Source organism: Actinomadura geliboluensis (assembly GCF_005889745.1).
Lineage (GTDB): Bacteria > Actinomycetota > Actinomycetes > Streptosporangiales > Streptosporangiaceae > Spirillospora > Spirillospora geliboluensis.
The window spans coordinates 1-22237 of the sequence record NZ_VCKZ01000053.1; the positions used below are offsets into that span (position 1 = coordinate 1).

Sequence of the window (22237 nt, forward strand, 5' to 3'; positions counted from 1 at the left end):
CACCCTCGGCGGAGCGCTGTGGCTGTTCGGCGCCGCGGCCGTCGTGCTCGTCGCCGGGCGCCGCTGGGTGGCGCCCGGCGTCTCCGCCCCGGCCCTGGACGCCTGGTCGACGATCTTCGTCGCGGTGTGCGTGCAGGCGCTGCCGTTCCTGGTGTTCGGCGTGGCGCTGTCCGCCGCGATCACCGCGTTCGTCCCGGCGTCGTTCTGGACCCGCGTGCTGCCCCGCCGCCCCGGCACGGCCGTCCCCGTCGCGGGCGCGCTCGGCGCCGTGCTGCCCGGCTGCGAGTGCGCGTCCGTGCCGGTCGCGGGCGGGCTGATGGCGCGCGGCGTGGCGCCCGCCGCCGCGCTGACGTTCCTGCTCGCCGCGCCCGCCGTGAACCCGGTCGTGCTGGTCGCGACGCTGGTCGCGTTCCCCGGGCAGCCGGAGATGGCGGCGGCGCGGTTCGGGGCGTCGCTGCTCACCGCGGTCGTCGCGGGCTGGGCGTGGCTGCTGTTCGGGAAGGGCGAGTGGCTGCGCGTCCCGCGCCGCCGCCCCGCCGAGGGCGCCGCCCGCTGGACGGCGTTCCGGGAGGCGATGACCCACGACATCATGCACGCGGGCGGCTTCCTCGTGGTCGGCGCGCTGGCCGCCGCGACGATCAACGTGCTGATCCCGCCGGAGTGGGTGACGGGCGTCGGCGGGGTCCCGCTGGCGTCGATCCTGGTGCTGGCGTTCCTCGCGGTGCTCATGTCGATCTGCTCGGAGGCGGACGCGTTCGTCGCCGCGAGCCTGACCGGCTTCTCCCCGACCGCCAAGCTCGTCTTCCTCGTCGTCGGCCCGATGGTCGACCTCAAGCTCATCGCGCTGCAGACCGGGTTCTTCGGCCGCTCGTTCGCGATCCGGTTCGTCCCGCTGACCTTCGTCCTCGCCGTCGTCTGCGGCACCGCCGCCGGAGGGATCCTGCTGTGAACCGGCACGCGCAGTCGCTGCTGCTGATCACGCTCGGCCTGGCCGCCGTCTGGATCACGCTGCCGACCGGCGAGTACCTGAACTACGTGCGGCCGGGCTTCCGGATCCCGCTGCTCACCGCCGCCGCGGTGCTGATCGTGCTCGGCGTCGCGGGGCTCGTCCGCCGCCCGGCGCCCGCCGACCACGATGACCACGGGCATGACGACCACGGGCACGACCACTCGCGCGGGCCGCGGGTCGCGTGGCTGCTCGGGCTGCCCGTGCTGGTCATCGCCGTGGTCGCGCCGCCCGCGCTCGGGTCGTACATGGCCTCGCGCGGCACCGGCCGGGCGCCCGCGCCCCCGGCGGACTCGCGGCAGTACGGCGAGATCGCCGTGTCCGTGGCGCCGACCCAGATGTCGATCGGCGAGTACATCGGGCGGGCCTTCCAGGCGCAGCGCGGCAACCCGAGGGCGCTGGAGGGCGTCCGGGTGCGGCTGACCGGGTTCGTCACCCCGCGCCGCGAGGGCGGCTGGTACCTCACCCGCATGAAGATCGCGTGCTGCGCGGGCGACGCCGTCGCGTTCCGCGTCATCGTGCACGGCGTGCCGCAGCCGCCCGCCGACCGGTGGGTGCAGGTGACCGGCACCTGGCGCCGCCCGCCGGCGGGCACCCCGCCGACGGACGAGCAGGCGATGGACGCGACGCAGACCGTCCCGATCCCCCGGCCCGAGCAGCCCTACGACTGAGCCCGCGCGACCGGGTCAGGCGGTCGCCTCCACCTCGTCCCGCGTGAGGACGGGGTCGGGCGCGGCCGGTGCCGTCGAGGCGACCGGGGCGGAGGCGCCGCCCGCGACACGGGCCTCGGCCTCGCGGTACTCCCGGATCGGGCCGGTGGCGTCGTGCAGGCCGTTGAGGACGAGCCACAGCGTCGCCCTGCGCGCGCGCAGCGCCACCGGGTTCGGCGGCTGGTACAGGCAGAGTTTCTGCGCCCACCTGGGGAGCATGTCGCGGGCGGCCCAGTCCATGAACGGGCTGCCGGGCTCCCACGGCTTGGCCTTGCTGTCACGGAGGTTCGGGCCGGTCGCGAACGCCTTGATCGGGGTGACGGCCAGGCGCGGCAGGTAGGACTCCAGGCAGTCGGCGACCTCGGCCTTGGTGGCGGGCAGGTCCGTCCCGCCGAGGGCCTCGCCGACGCGGACGAACTCGCCGTAGTAGCGGTCCAGTGCGGGGCCGCGCAGGGGACGCCGGTGGTAGCGCTCATGCGCGGTGGCGAGCCCCCACACCACGGTGGCGTAGTTCCAGCGCAGCCATTCGGGGTCGTCGGCGTCGTAGGGCAGGCCGTCGGGACGGGTGCCCTTCACGGTGTGGTGCATGGCGCGGACGGTGCGGGCGAGCCGCTCGGCGGTCGCGGTGGAGCCGTAGGCCGTCCCGATGAAGAACGACAGCGAGTGGCCGAGCCGGACGGCGGCGCCCTCCGGGTCGATGTTGCCGGTCGGGATGCCGTCGACGCGCTCGGGGATGCGGGAGTGGTCGTAGGCCATCCAGCTGATGCTCGGGTCGAGGCCCTCGATGTAGGCGGCGCCGACCAGGCCGAGGATCAGCGTGGGCAGGTGCGAGTGCACGTACCAGACCGCGCTGCCGGGCCCGAACCAGCCGGGGTCGCCGTCGGGGCCGGCGAAGTCCAGGCCCTTGAAGAACCTGGAGCGGATATCGGCGTCGAAGGCCCGCTCGAAGCGCGTCGCGACGACATTGCTCTTGCCGGGGCTGCTCTTGCCGGAACTCGTCGTGGTGGCCGCCATCTGGACTCCCAATTCTGGCTACAACTGTGGCCAGAGTAAGTGTTTGGGTACACCCGTGTCCAGACTGGGGATGCCCGGCGCGGGCCGGGGGTATCGTCGGGGCATGGCGAACGCGCGCACGGCCACGTCCACCCGGTGGGCCGGGGTGCCCGCGAGCCGGCGGCGGGACGAGCGGCGCGACATGCTGGTCAGGGCCGCGTACCGGCTGTTCGGCGAGGAGGGCGAGGCCGCCCTCACGGTGCGCGCCGTGTGCCGGGAGGCCGAACTGCACACCCGGTACTTCTACGAGAACTTCCCCGATACCGACGAGCTGCTGGCGGCCGTCTACGACCGGGAGGCCGCGGCCCTCGGCGAGGCGCTGGCGGCCGCGCTCGACGAGGCCGGGCCGAGCCCGGACGCGCGGACGCGCGCCGGCATCCGCAGCGTGCTCCGCTTCATCAGCGACGACCCGCGCCGCGGCCGCGTGCTGTTCGCCGAGGCGCGCGGCAACGAGGTGCTGGCCGAGCGGCGCCGCGCCGCCCAGACCGCCCTGCTGGACGGCGTCCTCGCGATGAGCAACATCGAGAACCCGCGGCTCCCGGTCGTCGTCGCCGCGACCATGTTCACCGGCGCGATGACCGAGCTGGCCCAGCGGTGGGCGGACGGGCGGCTCGGCGACGACCTCGACGCGGTCGTCGACAGCGCCGTGGAGCTCTCCCTCGCGCTCCACGGCGCCGCCGCGGTCAGGTGAGCAGCTCCAGGGCGCGGTCGAGGGAGACGACGTCGGCGTACTTGGCCTGGAGGTCGAGCAGGTTGGCGGCGTGCAGGCGCGGGTCGCGGTCGCCGCACGCCTCGTCCACCACGAGCGGGCGGAACCCGTGCTGCAGCGCGTCCGTGGCCGTGGCCCGGATGCAGCCGCTCGTGGAGAGCCCGCAGATGAACAGGGTGTCGATGCCGGACGAGGTCAGCGTCGCCGCCAGCGACGTCCCGTGGAACGCGCTCGCGTACTGCTTGGTGACGACGGTCTCCCCCGGCCGGGGGGCGACCCCCTCGGCGAAGTCGCCGAGGGGGCTCCCCTCCTCGAACACCCGCAGCGCGGGCACCTTGCGGCGGAACAGCCCGCCGTCCGCGCCGCCCGGCTGGTAGGTCACCCGCGTGAACAGCACCGGGACGCCGGCGTCCCGCGCCGCGCCGATCAGGGTGATCGCCGCGGCGAGGGCGTCCTCGACGGGGGCGCGCAGGGGCGACCCGTCCTCCAGGTAGGCGCGGGCGAAGTCGACCACCAGCACCGCCGGGGCGTCGCCGCGGCCGAGGCTCTCGCCGAAGCCGGACTCCCGGTAGTCCGCCATCAGGTCGTCCGGGCCGGTCATCGGCGCAGCGCCTCCGCGGAGCGGACGTCGACCGGCGGGCGCGGCGCGGGCAGCCCGGTCTCCTCCTCGCAGCGGGCGAGGATCTCCTCCAGCGGCGGCCCCATGTCGAAGACTGGGATCTCCGGCCGGTCGGCGGCCATCTTCGCCCGCAGCAGCTCGGTGGCCCCCTCGTCGAGGACGCCGTCGCCGGTGCAGACGACGCCGTACCCGTCGCGGGCGCCCTCGGCCGTCACGAGGCCGCGCAGCACCTCCGTCGCGACCAGCTCGGCGGGACGGGCGAGCGGGTCGCCCCATCCGCCGCCGCCCCACGTCACGAAGTGCAGCACGTCGCCCGGCGCCACCGGCACGTCGTGGACCTTGCTGGGCAGCACCTCGCGCGTGCCGTCCGCCCGGTCGATCCACTTGCGGCCACGCTCCCCCGGACGGCCGCCGTTCACGCCCCACGGGTAGGTGAGCCAGCGGTCGTCGTGGATCGCGATCGTGCCGGGCTCCTCGAAGTGGTACGCGACGTCGACGCCGTTGCCGCCCCGGTGCAGGCCGGCGCCGCCGGAGTCGGCGATCGTTTCCCACCGCTCGATGCGCAGCGGGTAGTACGACTCCAGGTACTCGCAGGGGATGTTGACGAACGACGGCCACAGCGAGTGCCCGTCGGGGCCGTCCCCGACCGGGCGCCCCGGCACGCCGCCGAACCCGATCGAGTACAGCTGGAACCACTCGCCCTCGCGCGGCCCGGACGTGTAGTGCCCCGAGTACATGAAGTGCGGCGAGGACGAGAACCCCGCCGCGTTCAGGATCTCCGGGTTCGTCTGCCCGAGCAGCCCGCCGAACAGGTCGAACACGCGGCCGATGCCGTGGTTGCGGGCGTTCAGCGCGGCCGGGTGGCGCGGCTTCCAGAACGAGTCCTCGGGGATCGTCACATCGATCAGCGGGTAGAAGCCGTCGTTCCACAGGATCTGCGGGTCGGCGACCGTGATCACGTAGATGCCGAAGAACATCCGGACGAGGTTCTCGTTGATGAAGTAGTTGATCGGCCCGACCGCCTGCGGCGCGGCGTGGCTGAAGTCGAGGTGGATCTTCTCGCCGGTGCGGGTGAGCGAGATCTTCAGCTCGTAGGGGCCGTATCCGCAGCCGTCGTCGCAGATGTAGTCGGCGAACTCCAGCGTCTGCCCGTCCTCGAAGAGGGTCGCGAGCAGCACCTTCATCGCCTGGTAGTTGCGGTCGAGCAGGGCGTCCAGCGCGGACAGGTAGGTCTCGACGCCGAACCGGTCGCACAGCTCGGTCACCCGCCGCGCCGCCGTCGTGCAGGCCGCGACGAGGCCGTTCAGGTCGGCGCGGTTCCAGTCGGGCATCCGCACCTGGTTGAGGATGATGCGCAGCGCCGCCTCGTTCAGCTCACCGCCCTCGTACAGCTTGAACGGCGGGACGACCACGCCCTCCTCGTAGATGGTGCGGGCGTCGGCGGGCATCGACGACGGCGTCTTGCCGCCCACGTCCGACATGTGGCCGAACATCGACGACCAGCCGACGAGCCGGCCCCCGTGGTAGATCGGCACGACCAGCAGCCAGTCGTTGGCGTGGCTGATCGCGGCGCCGCACGCGTACGGGTCGGACGTCATGAGGATGTCGCCCTCGCCGATCGTCCCGTCGAAGTTCTCCAGGAAGTCGGGCACCGACAGGCCGAACTGGCCGACGACCATCTTCCCGGACGGGTCCGCGATCAGCGGGAACTCGTCGTGCTGCTCGCGGATCCCCGGGGACAGCGCGGTGCGGAACAGCACCTCGTCCATCTCGTGCCGCGCGTTGCGCAGCGCGTTCTCGATGATGTCCAGGGTCACCGGGTCGACCTCCACCCGGCCGACCGGCTCCGTGGTGGTCTGCAGGATCTCGGCCATCAGCCCTCCTCAGTGGGACGGATCAGCAGGCTGCCGCTCGGGTGCACGGTCGCGGCGTGCCCGGACAGGACGAGGGTGGTGGAGTCCATCTCGACCACGACGGCCGGTCCGGGCACCACGTCCCCGGCGCGCAGCAGGGAACGGTCGAAGATGCGGGCGGGCACGGACGCGCCGTCCATCCACACCTCGGTCTCGCGGACCAGCGCCGCGGCCGGGTCGCCGTCGCCCTCCGGGAGGGTGCGCCAGGCGACCTCGGGGCGCGGGCCGCTCACGGTGACCCGCAGGTTGATCACTTCGCGCTCGTTGTCGAGCAGGAACGAGAACAGCCGCTTGTGCTCGGCGTCGAACGCGGCGCCGAGCTCGGCGAGCAGGTCGCCGTCCACGGTCGCGCGGTCGACCTCGACCGGGATCTCGAAGCCCTGCCCGTGGTAGCGCAGGTCGAACTGGTACGTCGCCGTCTGGCTGTCGCGCGGGACGCCCTCGGCCTCCAGCCGCCCGGCGGCGGCGTCGGCCAGTTCGGCGAGCGCGGCGCGCAGCTCGGCGTCGTCGAGGGTGGAGAAGCGGCGCACCATCGTGCGGGCGCTCTCGTCGCGGGCGCAGGTCGTCGCGTCCCCGTAGGCGCACAGCACGCCCGGCGACGGCGGCACGATCACCGGCCACGAGCCGGTCAGCCGGCCGAGCGCGTTGGCGTGCAGCGGGCCCGCGCCGCCGAACGACATCAGCGCGAACTCGCGCGGGTCGAAGCCCTGCTGGACGCTGATCAGCCGCAGCGCGCCCAGCATGTTCTCGTTGACGATGTCGATGATCCCCGCCGCGGCGGCCTCGACGCTCGGCAGGCCCATCGCCTCGGCGACGGTGCCGACCGCCTTGCGGGCCGCCTCGACGTCCAGCGAGATCTCCCCGCCGGCGAGCTCCGTCGGCAGGTAGCCGAGGACCACGTTGGCGTCGGTGACCGTCGGGTCGGTGCCGCCGGTGCCGTAGGCGGCCGGGCCGGGGTCGGCGCCCGCCGACTGCGGCCCGACCCGCAGCGCCTTCGTCAGCTCGGGGACGTGCGCGATCGAGCCGCCGCCCGCGCCGACCGTGCGGACGTCCACGCTGGTCGCCCGGACGGTCAGGTCGCCGACGCTCGTCTCCCGGCCGATCCGGGGACGGCCGCCGAGCACGAGCGCGACGTCCGTGGACGTCCCGCCCATGTCGAAGGTGAGGAAGTCGGGGAACCCGGCCTGCTCGGCGAACCACACCGCGCCGGTCACCCCGCCCGCCGGGCCGGACAGCAGCAGCGACACCGGGTCCTCGGCCGCCTTGTCGGCCCGCGTGAGGCCGCCGTCGCTGCGCAGCACCGCGAGCGGCGCCGCGATCCCGCTGCCCGTCAGCGACCGGTCGAGGTTGCCGACGTAGCGGGCGACCTCCGGCTGCACGTAGCTGTTCGCCACGGTCGTGACGGTCCGCTCGTACTCCCGCATCTCCGGCAGCACGTGGCTGGACAGCGACACCGGCACGCCCGGCAGCTCCTCGGCCGCGAGCTCCGCGACCCGCCGCTCGTGCGCGTCGTTCGCGTACGAGTTGATCAGCGAGACGGTGAGCGCCTCGATCCCGGCCCCGGCCAGCCGGCGCAGCGCCGCGCGGGCGCGGTCCTCGTCCAGCGGGGTGACGACCTCGCCGTCCGCCGTGATCCGGCCGGGGATCTCCACGGTGTGCTCCAGCCGGGCCAGCGGCTCCGGCTTCGGCCAGATGATCCAGCCGGCCAGCCCGCCCGGCACGAACGACCGGCCGATCTGCAGCACCTGCCGGAACCCCTCGGTCGTGACCAGCCCGACCCGCGCTCCCCTGCCCTGCAGGATCGCATTGGTCGCGACCGTGGTGCCGTGCAGCACGTGCGCGACCTCGGCCGGCTCGATCCCCGCGTCCCGGCACACCTTGCGGATGCCGTTCAGGACGCCCTCGGACTGGTCCGCCGGAGTGGACGCCGTCTTGGCGCGGTGGCTGACGCCGGTCTCCTCGTCCACCAGCAGCACGTCGGTGAACGTGCCTCCTACATCGACGCCTAGGCGATAACCCATGTCGGTCTCCCGATGCCGTACCTGCTCTAGATGGCTCCGCGCTCGGCCAGCGCGGCGATCTCTTCTTCTCCGAGGTCCAGGAGGCCGCCGTACACCTCCCGGTTGTGCTCGCCGAGCGCGGGACCGGCGTGCCGCACCGATCCCGGCGTCTCGCTGAGCTTGGGGAATGCGTTGTGCATCGGGAGCTCCCCGAAGTCCGGGTGGACGAGCCGCACGATGGCCTCGCGGGCCGCGAAGTGCGGGTCGTCGAACATGTCCTTGGCCGTGTAGATGCGGCCGGCGGGGACACCGCCCTCGTGCAGCGTCTCCAGCAGGGCCTCGGTGCCGAGCGTCGCCGACCAGGCGGAGATCAGCTCGTCCAGCTCGGCCATGTTGCGGCCCCGGTCGGCGTGCCCGGCGAACCGGGGGTCCTCGGCCAGCTCGGGGCGGCCCATCGTCTTCGCGAGGCGTCCGAACACGGTGTCCTGGTTGGCGGCGATCAGGATCATCTCGCCGGACGCGGTCGGGTACACGTTGCTGGGCGACACGTTCGGCAGCACCGAGCCGGTGCGCTCGCGCTGGTAGCCGGCCACGGCCCACTCGGGCAGCAGCGACTCCATCATCGCCAGCACCGCCTCGTAGATCGCCGAGTCGACGATCTGGCCCCGGCCGGTGTTGCTCCGGTGGTGGACGGCGACGAGCGCGCCGATCGTGGCGAACACGGCGGCGAGCGAGTCGCCGAGCGAGATCCCCGCGCGGGACGGCGGGTTCTCCGGGTCGCCCGTGACGTACCGGATGCCGCCCATCGCCTCGCCGATCGACCCGTACCCGGCGCGCGGCGCGTACGGGCCGCTCTGCCCGAAACCGGACACGCGGACGAGGATCAGCCCCGGGTTCGCCTCGCGGAGCGCGTCGAAGTCCAGGCCCCAGCGCTCCAGCGTGCCGGGGCGGAAGTTCTCCACGACGATGTCGGCCCGCTCGATGATCCGCCGCGCCAGGTCCTGGCCCTCGGCGGTACGCAGGTTGCAGGTCACCGACTTCTTGTTGCGCGCGACCACCGGCCACCACAGGGACTTGCCGTGCGGCTTCTCCCGTCCCCACTGGCGCATCGGGTCGCCCGCGCCCGGCGACTCCAGCTTGATCACCTCGGCGCCGAAGTCGCCGAGCAGCTGGCCGCAGAAGGGGCCGGCGAGCAACTGCCCCATCTCCACCACGCGCAGGTCGGCGAGCGGTCCCCGGGCGTCCTGAGCGGCGCCGTCGTGCGTTGACATCTAGCGGATCCTCGTTTCGGTGTCGTCGTCTGGGTCGTCTGCGGGGCGGCGGGAGGCGCGGAGGAGGACGGCCTTCGCGGCGAGCACGTGCGCCCGCATCACCGACTCGGCCCAGGTGCCGTCGCCCGCCCGCAGCGCGGCGGCCAGCTCCCGGTGGTGCGCGGAGCTGCGGGCCAGGTCGTCCGGCGAGTACCGGTGGAAGGTGCGCATCACCAGCGGGAGCTGGACGACGGCGTTGAGCATCGACACCAGCCGGGCGCTCGCCGCCGCGGCGCGGACGATGCCGTGGAACTCGGCGTTCAGCTCCGCGACGCGGTCGAGGTCCTGGCCGTCGCCGGGGTCCGCCGCCCGCTCCATGAGGCCGCACAGCTCGTCCATGCGGTCCACGTCCTTCGGCTCGATCCGGGTGGCGGCCCGCCGCGCGGCGGCGCCCTCCAGCAGCATCCGCAGGTCGTAGATCTCCTCCAGGTCCTCCGGCGTCCAGTCGGGGACGCGGGCGCCGCGGTGCGGCAGCACCTCGACCAGCCCCTCGACCTCCAGCCGGCGCAGCGCCTCCCGGACCGGCGTCCGGCTGGAGCCGGTCTGCTCGGCCAGCTCGGCCTCGCCGAGCCGTGCCCCGGGCGGGTGGACGCCGTCCAGGATGTCGGCGCGCAGCCGTGTGTACACACGGTCCACGGCACGGACCATCCGAACCTCCTCAGCGGTCGATTGCATGCAAGATAAGCATTCCGGTCGCTTGACACAAGGGTTCTGCCTGGCCGATTCTCGGCATGTCGTCAGATTGCATACAAGGGAAGGGCCCATGGCGGACGTCGAAGTCATCGAGGTGGGGCCCAGGGACGGGCTGCAGAACGAGGCCGCGATCCTGCCCACCGCCGACAAGGTGCGGCTCATCGAGCGGAGCATCGCCGCCGGGCTGCGGCGGATCGAGGCGGTCAGCTTCGTCAACCCCAAGCGCGTCCCGCAGATGGCCGACGCGGAGGCCGTGATGGAGCGCGTCCCCCGGCCGGACGGGGTGCGCTACGCGGGGCTCGTCCTCAACCCGCGCGGCCTCGACCGGGCGCTCGCCACCGGCGTGGACGAGGTCAACGTGGTGGTCGTGGCGACCGACGAGTTCAGCCGCCGCAACCAGGGCTGCTCGGTCGAGGAGGGGCTGGCCAACTGGGCGCGGATCGCCGCCGACGCGCGCGCCGCCGGGCTGTTCCGCAGCGTCACGATCGCGGCGTCCTTCGGCTGCCCGTTCGAGGGCGAGGTGCCGGCCGAGCGCGTCCTCGACCTGGTGCGGCGGATCGCCGAGAGCGAGCCCGACGAGATCGCGCTGGCCGACACCATCGGCGTCGGCGTCCCGACGCAGGTGCGCGCGCTGCTGACCGGCGCCGCCGAGATCGCGCCCGGCGTGCCGCTGCGCTGCCACTTCCACAACACGCGCAACACCGGCTACGCGAACGCGCTGACCGCGCTCGACCACGGGGTGAGCGCGCTGGACGCGAGCACCGGCGGGTTCGGCGGCTGCCCGTTCGCGCCCGCCGCGACCGGCAACATCGCGACCGAGGACCTGGTCTACGCGCTCGACCGGATGGGCGTCAGGACCGGCGTCCAGATGGCCCCGGTGACGGAGACGGCGGCCTGGCTGAGCGAACGGCTGGACAGCCCCGTGCAGGCGCTGCTCGGCCGCGCCGGGCCCTTCCCCGCGTCCTGACGGGCGCGGCCCGGCGGCCGGTCACCATTCGGGGCGCGTGCCGTCCCGCTGCAGGAACTCCAGCCGGTTGCCCAGGTTGTCGAAGGCGTAGAAACGGCGGTGGCCTGGGAAGGCGTCGTCCCAGGCCACCTCGGTGCCGTGCTGCGCCAGCCGTTCGGCGAGGGCGTCCAGGTCGTCGACGCGGATGCCGGGATGCGCCTTGCGGGCGGGGCGGAAGTCCTCCTCGACGCCGAGATGGATCTCCAGCGCGTCCGCGCGCACCCAGAGCCCGCCACGCGCGGCGAGCACCGGCGGTTTCGCGATCTCCCTCATGCCGAGGGCGTCCACATAGAAGGCGCGGCAGGCGTCCTCACTGCCGGGCGGGATCGCGATCTGCACATGGTGCACGGCGAAGGCGAACGGCGACGCGTGGTCCGGTCCGTAGCCCTGCGCTGAGATCTCCGTCATGATCACATCATCGCGCGGGTGAAGTAGGCCCGGATGACGGTTCTGCCGGGTTCTGTCCGGATGCGGACGAAGTCGGCGAGCTTATGGACGAGCAGCAGCCCCCGCCCGCCGATCGAGTCGGGCGGCACTGGGCGCCGGCCCGCCAGCGGGTCGGCGATATGGCCCGCGTCGCTGACCTCGATGACGAGGTGGGTGGCGTCGTGCCAGACCCACAGCACCCCGGCGCCGCCGCCGTGCTCTATCGAGTTGGCGGTCAGCTCGCTGGCGACGAGCTCGGCGTCCTGGATCCGGTCCTCGTCGAGCCCGGCCTCGGCCGCGCCCTCGACCACCAGCGCCCGCGCCGCCTTCAGCGCGGCGGCGTCGAAGGGCAGCCGCCGCGGGCGCGCGGCCCGCTCGGCGGGCGGCGCCTCCGTGTCCGGCGGATCGCCGACGCGCTCCCCGCTGCCGGTCATGGCGTCCTCCGAGCGCACTCGTTGCCCCAGGGCAAGCGTCCATGGTCCCCTTCGCGAGCGAACGGCGAGGCCCGCCCAACGGGGGTCTTCCCTGATCACCGGCACGTTAGACGGGACCTTTCAGGTTCGGCATGCCCCGCCGCGCCCCGCGCCCGGCGGCGAGGTCGCCAAGCGGAGGGACGCCGGGGGTACTGCCTTTACCGCATTTTTCGCACACTGGGAGGAAACCTCATCGAGTGCCAGGGCCCCCGGGCCTCCCGACCAGCGTGAGGAACGCGTTCCCGTGGATTCCACCGCACCCGCGAACGGCGGCGCCCCCGCGAGCGGCGGCGCGGGCGGCGCCGGCGCGCCCGACCGCACCCTCCGGCTCGGCGGCCGCCCGCTGCCCGTCGCCGGACCCGCCCGCATGTACGTCTGCGGGATCACCCCGTACGACGCGACCCACCTCGGCCACGCCCGCACCTTCGTCTGGGCGGACATCGCCGCCCGCGTCCTGCGGCACGCCGGCGGGACCGTGCGCGTCTGCCGCAACGTCACCGACGTCGACGACGTGCTCGACCAGGCCGCGCACCGCGCCGGCAGCCCCTACGACAGCTTCGCCGCCGTCCAGCAGTACTACTTCGAACGCGACCTCGACCTGCTCGGCGTCCACGCCGTCGACCACCAGCCGCGGGCCCACAACCACGTCCGGGAGGTCATCGCGCTCGCGCAGGGGCTCCTCACGTCCGGCCACGCCTACCTGCGGGACGGCGCGGTGCTCTTCCGCGGCGCCGACGTCCCCGGCCGCGTCGGGCTCGGCGAGGACGAGGCCCGCGCGCTGCTGGCCGAGTACGGCGACGACCCCGGCGACCCCGCCAAGGAGCACCCGTTCGACGTCGCCGTCTGGCGGCCGTCGCGCGCGGGCGAGCCCGCCTGGCCCAGCCCGTGGGGCCCCGGCCGCCCCGGCTGGCACGCCGAGTGCGCCGCGATGGCCATGACCATCTTCGGCCCCGCCGTCGACCTGCACGGCGGCGGCGCCGACCTGCGCTTCCCGCACCACGCCTACGAGGCCGCCATGGCCGAGGCGCTGACCGGCGTGCGGCCCTTCGCCCGCGCCTGGCTGCACGTGGGCGTCGTCCGCCGGGACGGCGAGAAGATGGCCAAGTCCACCGGGAACCTGGTGCTCGTCTCCGACCTCGTCCCCGACCACCCGGCCGTCGCCGTCCGGCTCATGCTCATCACCGCGCCCTGGCGGGAGCCCTGGGACTACACCCCGGAGGCCCTCGACGAGGCCGCGGCCGTCCTGGACCGGCTCCACACCGCCGCCGGGCGCCGCCCCTCCTCCGCCACCGCCGAGGAGGCCGTCACGCAGGCGCTTCTCGACGACCTCGACGTCCCCACCGCGCTGGCCATCGCCCAACAGGACGGCGCCGGGTCAGCACGGCTCGCCCTCCACCTGCTGGCACTCGCCTGACAGGGCTCGCTAGGCGCGGATCACCCGGACGCCGGCCTCGGTGAACGCCGCGACCTCCGCGTCCGGCACCGTCTCGTCGGTGACCAGGACGTCGATGGCGCCGACGGGACAGATCCGGGCGAACGCCCGGTGCCCGACCTTGGAGCCGTCCGCCACCACGACGACCTGCTCGGCGCGCTCGGCCATCAGCCGGTTCACGTCGGCCTCGCCCTCGTTGTGGCAGGTCGCGCCGTGCCGGGCGTCCACCCCGTTCACCCCGATGATCGCCACGTCCAGCGTCACCTGGTCGAAGATCCCGGTGGCCAGCGGGCCGGTCAGCTCGTAGGACTGCGGCCGCGGCACCCCGCCGGTCAGCACGATCTTCACATGCGGCCGGACGGCCAGCTCGTTGCCGATGTTCAGCGCGTTCGTCACGATCGTCAGCGCCGGCGTCGCGCCCTCGGCGTGCAGGTCGGCGCGGGTCGCGAGGACCCGGGCGACCTCCGAGGTCGTCGTCCCGCCGTTCAGCCCGATGATCGACCCGGGCACCGCCAGCTCGGCGGTCGCCGCCGCGATCCGCTGCTTCTCCGACGCGTGCCGCGCCGCCTTGTAGCGCAGCGGCAGGTCGTAGCTGACGCTCTGCGCCACGGCGCCGCCGCGGGTGCGGGCCAGCATCTGCTGCTGCGCGAGCTGGTCGAAGTCGCGGCGGATCGTCGCCGCCGACACCCCCATCCGCCGGGCCGCCTCCTCCACCGTCAGCCGGCCCGCGTCCGCGAGCAGTTCGAGCAGCGCGTTCCAGCGCTCGTGCCGGGACACGCCGGCCCCCTTTCCGGCGTGCGGGGAACCGTCCGGGGCGAAGGTCATCCGAGGATTCTAGCCTGCGCGCCCCTGGCCTTACCTGCACGTTCCCGCGGTGGAACAATCAGCAATGATCAGCGGCGAGCAGCGAAGGAGTCCCATGTCGAAGCCGGCCCCCGGGCTGACCCTGACCAACGCCCGGATTGTCCTGCCGGACGGCGTCCGGCACGGGGACCTGCACATCGCCGACGGCAAGATCGCCACCGCCGCCGCGGGCGAGGAGATCGACCTCGCCGGGCGCCACGTCGTCCCCGGCTTCGTGGACATGCACGTCCACGGCGGCGCGGGCGTGTCGTACCAGCGTCCCGACGGGGCCGACCGCGCCGTGTCCTTCCACCTGGCCCACGGCACCACGACCACGATGGCGAGCCTGGTCACCGGCGACGCCCGCGAACTCGCCGACGCCGTCACCGGCCTCGCCGACCTCGCCGCGGACGGCCTGATCGCCGGGATCCACCTGGAGGGCCCCTACCTGTCCCACGACCGCTGCGGCGCCCACGACCCGGCGCTGCTGCGCGACCCCGACCCCGCCGAGTTCCAGCGGCTCGTCCGGCTCGGCCGCGGCCACCTGCGCATGATCACCGTCGCGCCGGAGCTGCCGGGCGGCCTCGACCTCGTCCGGGACGCCGCCGCCGCCGGCGTCATCGCCGCCGTCGGCCACACCGACGCCGACGGCGCCACCGTCCGCGCCGCCTTCGACGCCGGCGCCCGCGTCGCGACGCACCTGTTCAACGCCATGCGGCCGCTGCACCACCGCGAGGGCGGGCCGATCGCCGCCGCGCTGAACGACCCCCGCGTCACCGTCGAACTGATCAACGACGGCGTCCACGTGGAGCCCGCCGTGGCGCGGCTGGCGTTCGCCGCCACCCCCCGCGTCGCGCTGATCACCGACGCCATGGCCGCCACCGGGATGGGCGACGGCGCCTACCGCCTCGGCGTCATGGACGTCGAGGTCCGCGACGGCCGCGCCGTCCTCGCCGGCGGGACCTCCATCGCCGGCAGCACGATCACCATGGCGGACGCGTTCCGCCTCGCCGTGACGAGCCTCGGCCTGCCGATCGAGGACGCCGCCCGCGCCGCGTCCCTCGTCCCCGCCCGCGCGCTGGGCCTGGACGACCGCACCGGCTCCCTCGAACCCGGCAAGGACGCCGATCTGGTCGTCCTCGACGACGACCTCCGCGTCGACTGGGTGATGAAGCGGGGACGCCGGGTGTGACGATCGTCCCGGGTGCCCGAATTCTCGGCGAGAATTGATGGCGTCCAGACGTCCGACAAGGGAATCATGGAACCGTGGAACGTCTACGGGGATGGCCGGTCACGCTGACCGAGGGTCCCGTCGGGCTGCGCCCGCTGCGGCACCGCGACTCCGCCGCCTGGCGCGAACTGCGCGTCCGCAACGCCGACTGGCTCCGCCCCTGGGAGCCCACCAACCCGGAGACGCCGCTGTTCCGCAGCGGCCTCGGGCCCTACGTCAGCATGGTGCACACCATGCGCCGCGAAGCCCGGCAGGGCCTCGCCCTGCCCTGGGTCGTCACCCACGACGACGAGTTCGCCGGCCAGCTCACCATCGGCGCGATCGTCTGGGGTTCCGCCCGCTCCGCGCAGATCGGCTACTGGGTCGACAAGCGAGTGGCCGGACGCGGCGTCATTCCCACCGCCGTCGCCCTCGCCGTCGACCACTGTTTCTTCACCGTCGGCCTGCACCGCCTCGAAGCGAATATCCGCCCGGAGAACACCGCCAGCCGCCGCGTCGTCGAAAAGCTCGGATTCCGCGAAGAGGGAATTCGGCGCCGCCACCTGCACATCGACGGCGCCTGGCGCGACCACATCTGCTACGCCCTCACCGTCGAGGACGTCCCCGGCGGCCTGCGCGCCCGCTGGCTCGCCGACCGCAAACAGGCATTTCCCCGAGGCGGCTGAGCCGCCCGTGACTTTCCGGCCGTAAGAATCCTGCGAACGAGAAGGCCGGGCAAACGGAGAGTAACGGCGAGATCGATCTCGCGACACACCGCCCCTTATGCTCGTCAACCTCTGACAGCCCCTCGTACCGTGCGGGGCGTGACCCTGCTCCCATTGCACGTTCGCGCGCCGAAAGTCGGCCCGCCTACTGAGCGTGCCCTGGGACGGTGGGGCCGGTGAGCAGCACCGTTCTGTACCTCGCCATCGTCGCCGTCTGGGCGGTCGTCCTCGTGCCCATGTGGCTGCGCCGCGACACCGAGGCGTCCGGGATCTCCCGCCTGCTCCACAAGCGCGACGACGAGGCCGAGGAGCCCGAGGAGACCGCGGCCCCCGAACCCCGCCGCCGCGTGACCCGCGCCACCGTCATCGCCCGGCGCCGCCGCCGCACCACCGGCCTCACGGCCCTGGTCATCACCGCCGGGGCCGTCGTCGCGTCCGGCGTCGCCCCCTGGTGGGTCACCCTGCCCCCGGCCGCCCTCCTGGCCGGCCACCTGGTCCTGCTCCGCGTGGCCGTGGGCATGGACGCCGCCCGCCGCCGCGCCGCCGCCGAGGCCGCCCGCGCCGCCGCCGCCCGCGCCCGGGCCCTCGAAGCCCGCCGCGCCGCCGAGGAGGCCGAACCGGCCGAGGTCATCGAACTCGTCACCCCCGACGAGGTCTTCGACCAGTACGCCGACGACCGCCGAGCCGTCGGCGAGTAACCGATGCGCGAGCACCCCCGGATGTTTGCTAACCTTACGGAGTCGTTGGGGCTGTAGCGCAGTCCGGTAGCGCACCTCGTTCGCATCGAGGGGGTCAGGGGTTCAAATCCCCTCAGCTCCACCAACGAATACGCAGGTCAAGGGCCTGATCGGAGCATAATCCGATCAGGCCCTTGATCGTTTGTCATCAAGAACCAACCGGCACCAGATGACAGACCCCCGGCAGGCTAGGTCTCACCTCTCCGCCACTCGGCGACTCCCGTGGCTCCGGCGCAGCTCGGACTGCCCGTCCCCCGCTGGCATGTCGCACAACAAGTCAGCGTGCGATCCCAGCGGCGTTCTACGCCGACGGCGCAACTTCGATATCCACGCCGACGCATCGAAGGCATCGGCAGGAGAAGCGTCACGTTTTGCCTGGGCTCCCAGCCACGGGCTCAAACAAGGCTGCCCTTCCAGCTCCAGAGTGAGCCCGCTCAGCAACCCCGTCGTTGTGAAGCTCTAGTCCGTCCACACAAGGTGCTCTCCTGGTCAACCTGAATAGGGACCATGCAGGACGCCTCTCTGCCAGCATCAGACAGGTCGGGAGTTACCTCGGCATGGAACCTGCGGGCACCTCGCACGGCACCAGCCGATGCCGCTCGACGAGTCCACCGGTCGAGGGTCACGCACTCCTCGAGACTCCTGCCCGTAGGCACTCAGAAGTCGAACGATCGCCAATTCGCGCCGGTCGCAGCCTGAGCCGGGGGTCGCGGGCCGAGCGCCGTCGGCAGCGAGGTTAGGCGCCTCGGGGACGACGCCTAACCTCGCCGACGCCTCGGCCGCCATGCCGTGACGGTTCATGTCGCGTCGATGACGGCGAAGACGACCTTGCCAGCGTCCTCAGCAAGGGCGCGGATGCCCCAGCAGCGGGCGTACTGATCGACGATGAACAGCCCCCTGCCCGTCTCGCTGACCGCGTCCGTCTCCAGCATGCGCGGCAGGTCGTTGGTCGCGTCTTGGACTTCCATCCACAGCGCGCCGTCCTCGGTGCGGTCCAGCCGCAGCGTCACGTCGCCGTCCTTCTCGGACGCGTAGCGGAGCGCGTTGGTGACCAGCTCGCTCGCCACCAGGCACGGAACGAAGTCATCCATGCCGTACTGACCGGTGAACAGACGTACGAACTCCCGGACCTCCGCGACGACCTGTAGATCCTGCTTCACTGCCATCTCGCTCGCGTATGCCGCATGGCCCATGACCTCTCCTCACTGTGTGTGTTGAACAACACACATTGAGCCACTATCCGGGCTACCGTTTGACTTGCCGCACTCAAGTGGCGTCGAGCGGTAAGCAGCACAAACAAGCAGCAAGTTGCCGAGAGGAGAAAAGGATCATGGCGCCGGTACGACGTCAGCGCCCCAGGGAGTCAGCTGCGCTCATCGCCTTCGGTCGGCAGATGCGCCGGCTACGGGAGGGCAAGGGCATCAAACAGGAGACGATCGCCCATCTCACAAAGGTCAGCCCCGCCCAGGTGAGCCGCATCGAGGCGGGGAAGAAGCGCGCCACGCGGCCCTTTGTCGAGATCATCGACGACCACCTGGAGGCAGGCGGAGCGCTGATCACTCTGTGGGAGGACCTGAACAAGGACGGTCACCCTGTGCCGGTCTGGTTCGACTGGCCGCAGATGGAGGGTGATTCGGTGATGCTGGTCTGCTGGGAGCACGGCGTGATCCCTGGACTGCTACAGACACCGGATTACATGTCGGTCCTGCTGAAGGGCAACCAGGAGGCGATGGACCTCCGCCTGCGACGTCAATCCATCCTCACCAGGGACGATGGAACTCCTCCCACGCTCTTTGTGCTGCTGCTCGACGAGCACGCCCTTTACCGGCAAGTCGGTACCGCCGAGACGATGAAGGACCAGCTGGAGCACCTGCTCACCATGGGCATGTTGCCGAACATCACGATCCAAGTAGTCTTGGCAAGCGGTGAGCACACCGGCAACTCGGGTGACTTCATGATTGCAACGATGGAGGACCGCAGCGAGGTTGCCTACGTCGAGACGGCCATCCGCGGCATCGCAACGGACAACCCGACGGACCTGGCCACTCTGGCACGAACTCTGATCGAGCTTCGTGCACGAGCACTCACGGAAGATGCGTCGCGCGAGGTCATTAGGAAGGCAATAGAAAAATGGACCTGAGCAACGTTACTTGGCGCCGGAGCAGCCGCAGCACCTCAAGCGGAGGCAACTGCGTCGAACTAGCGGACGTGACCAATGCGGTGGTGGCAGTACGAGACAGCAAGGACCCGGACGGCCCCGTCCTCCTCCTGACCCACACGGCCCTGCGCACAGCCGTCCAATCCGCCGCCAACACCCACTGACAATCCGCCCCCCACCCTGCCAGCGTGACGGCCCACGCGTCTGAACGTCCGGCCTCCGCCGAGCACCGCAGGCACCACTGTCAGCGGCTTCCTACTCAAGTTGGCACACGTCTTCGAGGTGAGTCGAGCAGGCGTGATCTGCAGCAGATCAGCAGACACTCGACGGTGGCGAAGCAAAGAGGTGAAGATTTATGACTACGGTCGTGGAGCACATCCATAGCACGGATGCGGCGATCTGTCGGAACATCGACTCGCTGCCGGATCAGCGCGCTCTACTGTCACAGAACGTGCTTGCTCAGCTTCGGAACCTGGTCGAAGGCGTCGCCGTCCGTCTACACACGGGCACGGATGATGCTGAGTACAACTACGCGACAATCAATCCAGGACTCGATTTCGTCAAGGCTAAGGCCAGGCTGAACTTCCTCGGAAAGTTCCACAAGCTTATTCAGATCAGTGCGTCTCACTACACGCTGGACGGGGACGCCTCCGAGCGCTTGATGCTCAAGTATTACGAGTACCTCCTGCGTATCCGCGCCCTGCTAGGTGACAGCTGCGGGATTTCCGTGCTGGCAAACCTGGAGTCGTTCCCGGTCGATCTCGACCCGTCGCTGCGCGAGTACCATGAGAAGATCGCTGCCCGGATCGAGGCGCTGCGTTCGACGGGGTCGGGTAGTGGAACGCGGCATCGCTACTACATCCATAAGACGCGCCCGTTCTTCGTCGGCGGACGTATCTACTACGAGGTCACCTTTTACCGAGCCGTCAACCAGGTCAGCAAGTTCGACCGCATGATCGCATTCACCGACATCGACATGACCGATAAGTACTCGGCGATGCTGACGCTCCAGCGTGACTCGATCGAGGTCCTCGATCAGAGGATGCCGATCACGATCATTGGCGAGTGGGAGGTGTCGATCCGGCCGTGCGAGTTCAACAACTTCGCGCGCCTCCTGGGTATTACTACCAATGTTCGGACTAATTCCACCGAGTACGGTTACTTGATGCGGGGCCTTACTGTGGACTCGGGCAGTCTGCTCGACCTCATCGACATGCCCGACGACAAGTACACGGCGACCAAGGCCGAGGGCACCGTCGGTGTCAACAAGGCGCAAATCTTCCCGGTACTGGACGAAGCACGCCGCATCGTGCGGTCGGCCGCTCCGGGGCACAACGTCATCCGCTACCTCATGCTTCGGATGCACAACCAGGTGCTTAGGCTGCAGCACAACTGGGAGAGCTGCGGCCCTCTGTCCGGGCTGAACCTGCTCTACGGCTGCATCCCGTTCGACCAGATGCCCTTCTGTACCTCACTGCCGGGACACAACCCACGCTACTGGGACCTCGTTGAGAGCCTCGACATGACCGGTCGAAAGCACGAGTTGCTCGCCCGGCGAGTGCGAAACAACGTCGACCGTCACGGAATGCTCTACACCCCCGTCGCCGATCTTGAGGAGTTCGGAGACGTCGCCGAGTTGATCGCCACCTACAACGGCTCGCTCTACTACAAGCACACTGGACGTCAGCTGGTGCAGGACAAGGGCCAGGTTTTCCTCCGCGGGTACGAGGATGACACTGTCAGCATTGTCGAGAAGCTGCGGAAGTATGCCTCGTCAGGGGTCGATGGCTACACGGTAGCTATCGAGCGCTGGCTGGATGAGGCACCTCGCGGTATCGACGACGATGCCAAGAGGGACGCGCTCGCCCGTCTGTTCAGCCAGTCGAAGGTGGCCCTGGTCTACGGCGCGGCCGGCACGGGCAAGTCCACGATGGTCGATCACATCGCGAACTACTTCAACGACAAGGCCAAGCTCTTCCTGGCTCACACCAACCCGGCGATCGACAACCTTAAGCGCAGGGTCACTGCTCAGGGCTCGACCTTCCGGACGATTAGCAGCCAGATCTACCAGGCCGCCTCGGATCTGGAGTATGACCTTCTGGTCATCGACGAGTGCAGCACCGTCAGCAATGCTGACCTGCTCAAGGTACTGGAGAAGACGTCCTTCAAGTTGCTTGTCCTAGTCGGCGACGTCTTCCAGATCGAGTCGATCCAGTTCGGCAACTGGTTTAGCATCATCCGGTCGTTTATCCCCAGCGCTTCGGTGTTCGAACTGACGACTCCGTTCCGAACCACCAGCGAGTCGCTCCTGGGTTTCTGGGGCAAGGTACGCAATCTCGAGGACGACATCGCCGAGGCCATCGCCCGTAACGGCTACTCGACCGTGCTCGACAGGTCTCTGTTTAAGCCTCAGCGCCACGACGAGATCATCCTGTGCCTTAACTACGACGGGCTCTATGGCATCAACAACGTCAACCGTTTCCTTCAGAGCGGCAACCCGAACCCTGCGACGACCTGGCGTGTCTCCACCTACAAGGTCGGCGATCCTGTCCTGTTCCATGAGACCGAGCGGTTTCGGCCGGTGATCTACAACAACCTGAAGGGCCGGATCGTCCACATCGATGTTGCCCGAGGTCAGATTCAGTTCGATGTCGAACTGGACCGGCCGGTCACCAAAATCGACATCAGCGGTGGAGAACTGGAGTGGGTTGAGGGCTCGACGGTGCGCTTCTCCGTCTACGACTACGACATCAGCGACGAGGACGACGATTCGCTCAACACCTCCGTGCCGTTCCAAGTCGCCTACGCCGTCTCGATCCATAAGGCGCAGGGCCTCGAGTACGACTCGGTGAAGATCGTCATCACCGATGCCAACGAGGACGACATCACACACAGCATCTTCTACACGGCCGTCACTCGGGCACGGGAAAGCCTCAAGATCTTCTGGACGCCAGAGACCCAGCAGTCTGTGCTGAGGAGCCTTCGGCGGGGCACAAGCCCTAAGGACGTCGCAATTCTGTCGAAGCGCCGTGGACTCGCGCCCGTCGCTGGGTCCCGGCGTTCTCCGTGAGTGGAGGAGCACCCAGGCAGGGCACAGGTGGAAGGGGACGACCGGCGGCGTTCCCCAGTAGGAACATCTGCTCATGCCGCAGGGTGGGGGCGGATGATTCGGTACTGCCGATGTGCGGATGGCTCGCCTCCTCGAAGCACTCCC

21 protein-coding genes and 1 tRNA gene are annotated in these 22237 nt (G+C 70.9%); 12 read left to right on the forward strand and 10 right to left on the reverse strand.

The annotated features are described in order from the left end of the window. Both ETD96_RS10420 and ETD96_RS10425 read left to right on the forward strand, forming a co-directional pair. Positions 1 to 949: permease (locus ETD96_RS10420; protein ID WP_138636109.1), on the forward strand; the 949-nt coding region annotated here is incomplete at its 5' end. Then, positions 946 to 1677, forward strand: coding sequence for a TIGR03943 family putative permease subunit (locus tag ETD96_RS10425; RefSeq protein ID WP_171068961.1), 732 nt, complete (start codon positions 946 to 948; stop codon positions 1675 to 1677). The genes ETD96_RS10420 and ETD96_RS10425, both read left to right, overlap by 4 nt. Positions 1678 to 1692: 15 nt before the next feature. On the opposite strand, the gene ETD96_RS10430 is transcribed toward ETD96_RS10425, so the two are convergent. Further along, positions 1693 to 2730: an oxygenase MpaB family protein gene (locus ETD96_RS10430; RefSeq protein ID WP_138636111.1), complete on the reverse strand. Its 1038-nt coding sequence runs from the start codon at positions 2728 to 2730 to the stop codon at positions 1693 to 1695. Between the two features lie 103 nt (positions 2731 to 2833). Here ETD96_RS10430 and ETD96_RS10435 point away from each other — a divergent pair, with 103 nt between their 5' ends. After that, positions 2834 to 3460, forward strand: a complete 627-nt coding sequence (locus ETD96_RS10435; protein WP_138636112.1) for a TetR/AcrR family transcriptional regulator — start codon at positions 2834 to 2836, stop codon at positions 3458 to 3460. On the opposite strand, the gene ETD96_RS10440 is transcribed toward ETD96_RS10435, so the two are convergent. From ETD96_RS10440 to ETD96_RS10460, 5 genes are read right to left on the reverse strand one after another with little or no spacing between them, the layout of a single operon-like run. Beyond that, positions 3453 to 4079, reverse strand: coding sequence for an isochorismatase family protein (locus tag ETD96_RS10440; RefSeq protein ID WP_138636113.1), 627 nt, complete (start codon positions 4077 to 4079; stop codon positions 3453 to 3455). The two genes, ETD96_RS10435 and ETD96_RS10440, sit on opposite strands and share 8 nt — an antisense overlap. Then, positions 4076 to 5971, reverse strand: a complete 1896-nt coding sequence (locus ETD96_RS10445; RefSeq protein ID WP_138636114.1) for a hydantoinase B/oxoprolinase family protein — start codon at positions 5969 to 5971, stop codon at positions 4076 to 4078. Before ETD96_RS10445 ends, ETD96_RS10440 begins: the two co-directional genes overlap by 4 nt. Further along, positions 5971 to 8031 carry a hydantoinase/oxoprolinase family protein gene (locus tag ETD96_RS10450; protein WP_138636115.1) on the reverse strand — a complete coding sequence of 687 codons (2061 nt, stop codon included), beginning with the start codon at positions 8029 to 8031 and terminating at the stop codon, positions 5971 to 5973. Before ETD96_RS10450 ends, ETD96_RS10445 begins: the two co-directional genes overlap by 1 nt. A gap of 26 nt (positions 8032 to 8057) precedes the next feature. Continuing rightward, entirely contained in the window at positions 8058 to 9281 is a 1224-nt protein-coding gene (locus ETD96_RS10455) for a CaiB/BaiF CoA transferase family protein (protein WP_138636116.1), read from the reverse strand. After that, a complete protein-coding gene (locus ETD96_RS10460) occupies positions 9282 to 9956 on the reverse strand; it encodes a GntR family transcriptional regulator (protein ID WP_205719200.1) in 675 nt (224 codons plus the stop codon). 127 nt (positions 9957 to 10083) lie between these two features. Between ETD96_RS10460 and ETD96_RS10465 the strand changes: the two genes are divergently transcribed. Then, positions 10084 to 10980, forward strand: a complete 897-nt coding sequence (locus ETD96_RS10465) for a hydroxymethylglutaryl-CoA lyase (protein ID WP_138636118.1) — start codon at positions 10084 to 10086, stop codon at positions 10978 to 10980. 21 nt (positions 10981 to 11001) lie between these two features. On the opposite strand, the gene ETD96_RS10470 is transcribed toward ETD96_RS10465, so the two are convergent. Continuing rightward, on the reverse strand, positions 11002 to 11427 hold the full coding sequence (locus ETD96_RS10470) for a VOC family protein (RefSeq protein ID WP_138636119.1): 426 nt from the start codon (positions 11425 to 11427) through the stop codon (positions 11002 to 11004). A gap of 2 nt (positions 11428 to 11429) precedes the next feature. Next, entirely contained in the window at positions 11430 to 11879 is a 450-nt protein-coding gene (locus ETD96_RS10475) for an ATP-binding protein (protein WP_138636120.1), read from the reverse strand. Positions 11880 to 12162: 283 nt separating this feature from the next. On the opposite strand from ETD96_RS10475, the gene ETD96_RS10480 reads away from it, so the two are divergent. Continuing rightward, entirely contained in the window at positions 12163 to 13332 is a 1170-nt protein-coding gene (locus tag ETD96_RS10480) for a class I tRNA ligase family protein (protein WP_240807482.1), read from the forward strand. A gap of 9 nt (positions 13333 to 13341) precedes the next feature. On the opposite strand, the gene ETD96_RS10485 is transcribed toward ETD96_RS10480, so the two are convergent. After that, positions 13342 to 14175: a DeoR/GlpR family DNA-binding transcription regulator gene (locus tag ETD96_RS10485; RefSeq protein ID WP_338072543.1), complete on the reverse strand. Its 834-nt coding sequence runs from the start codon at positions 14173 to 14175 to the stop codon at positions 13342 to 13344. Between the two features lie 94 nt (positions 14176 to 14269). Here ETD96_RS10485 and nagA point away from each other — a divergent pair, with 94 nt between their 5' ends. The 4 genes from nagA to ETD96_RS10505 all read left to right on the forward strand — a co-directional run bounded on the left by nagA (position 14270) and on the right by ETD96_RS10505 (position 16950). Then, a complete protein-coding gene (gene nagA / locus ETD96_RS10490) occupies positions 14270 to 15385 on the forward strand; it encodes an N-acetylglucosamine-6-phosphate deacetylase (protein ID WP_138636121.1) in 1116 nt (371 codons plus the stop codon). A gap of 74 nt (positions 15386 to 15459) precedes the next feature. Then, entirely contained in the window at positions 15460 to 16089 is a 630-nt protein-coding gene (locus ETD96_RS10495; RefSeq protein WP_138636122.1) for a GNAT family N-acetyltransferase, read from the forward strand. 215 nt (positions 16090 to 16304) lie between these two features. Further along, complete coding sequence (sepX, locus tag ETD96_RS10500; RefSeq protein ID WP_138636123.1) at positions 16305 to 16826, forward strand: divisome protein SepX/GlpR; 522 nt, start codon at positions 16305 to 16307, stop codon at positions 16824 to 16826. 47 nt (positions 16827 to 16873) lie between these two features. Next, positions 16874 to 16950: transfer RNA gene (locus ETD96_RS10505), tRNA-Ala, on the forward strand. A 712-nt stretch (positions 16951 to 17662) separates the two neighbouring features. Here the strand turns inward: ETD96_RS10505 and ETD96_RS10510 are convergent. Beyond that, positions 17663 to 18058, reverse strand: a complete 396-nt coding sequence (locus tag ETD96_RS10510; RefSeq protein WP_138636124.1) for an ATP-binding protein — start codon at positions 18056 to 18058, stop codon at positions 17663 to 17665. Between the two features lie 137 nt (positions 18059 to 18195). On the opposite strand from ETD96_RS10510, the gene ETD96_RS10515 reads away from it, so the two are divergent. The 3 genes from ETD96_RS10515 (at position 18196) to ETD96_RS10525 (ending at position 22093) form a co-directional block, all read left to right on the forward strand. Continuing rightward, positions 18196 to 19005 carry a helix-turn-helix domain-containing protein gene (locus ETD96_RS10515; protein ID WP_138636125.1) on the forward strand — a complete coding sequence of 270 codons (810 nt, stop codon included), beginning with the start codon at positions 18196 to 18198 and terminating at the stop codon, positions 19003 to 19005. Then, a complete protein-coding gene (locus ETD96_RS10520; RefSeq protein WP_138636126.1) occupies positions 18996 to 19187 on the forward strand; it encodes a DUF397 domain-containing protein in 192 nt (63 codons plus the stop codon). Before ETD96_RS10515 ends, ETD96_RS10520 begins: the two co-directional genes overlap by 10 nt. Before the next feature lie 191 nt (positions 19188 to 19378). Then, complete coding sequence (locus ETD96_RS10525; RefSeq protein ID WP_138636127.1) at positions 19379 to 22093, forward strand: ATP-dependent DNA helicase; 2715 nt, start codon at positions 19379 to 19381, stop codon at positions 22091 to 22093. The last annotated feature ends 144 nt before the right edge of the window (positions 22094 to 22237 follow it).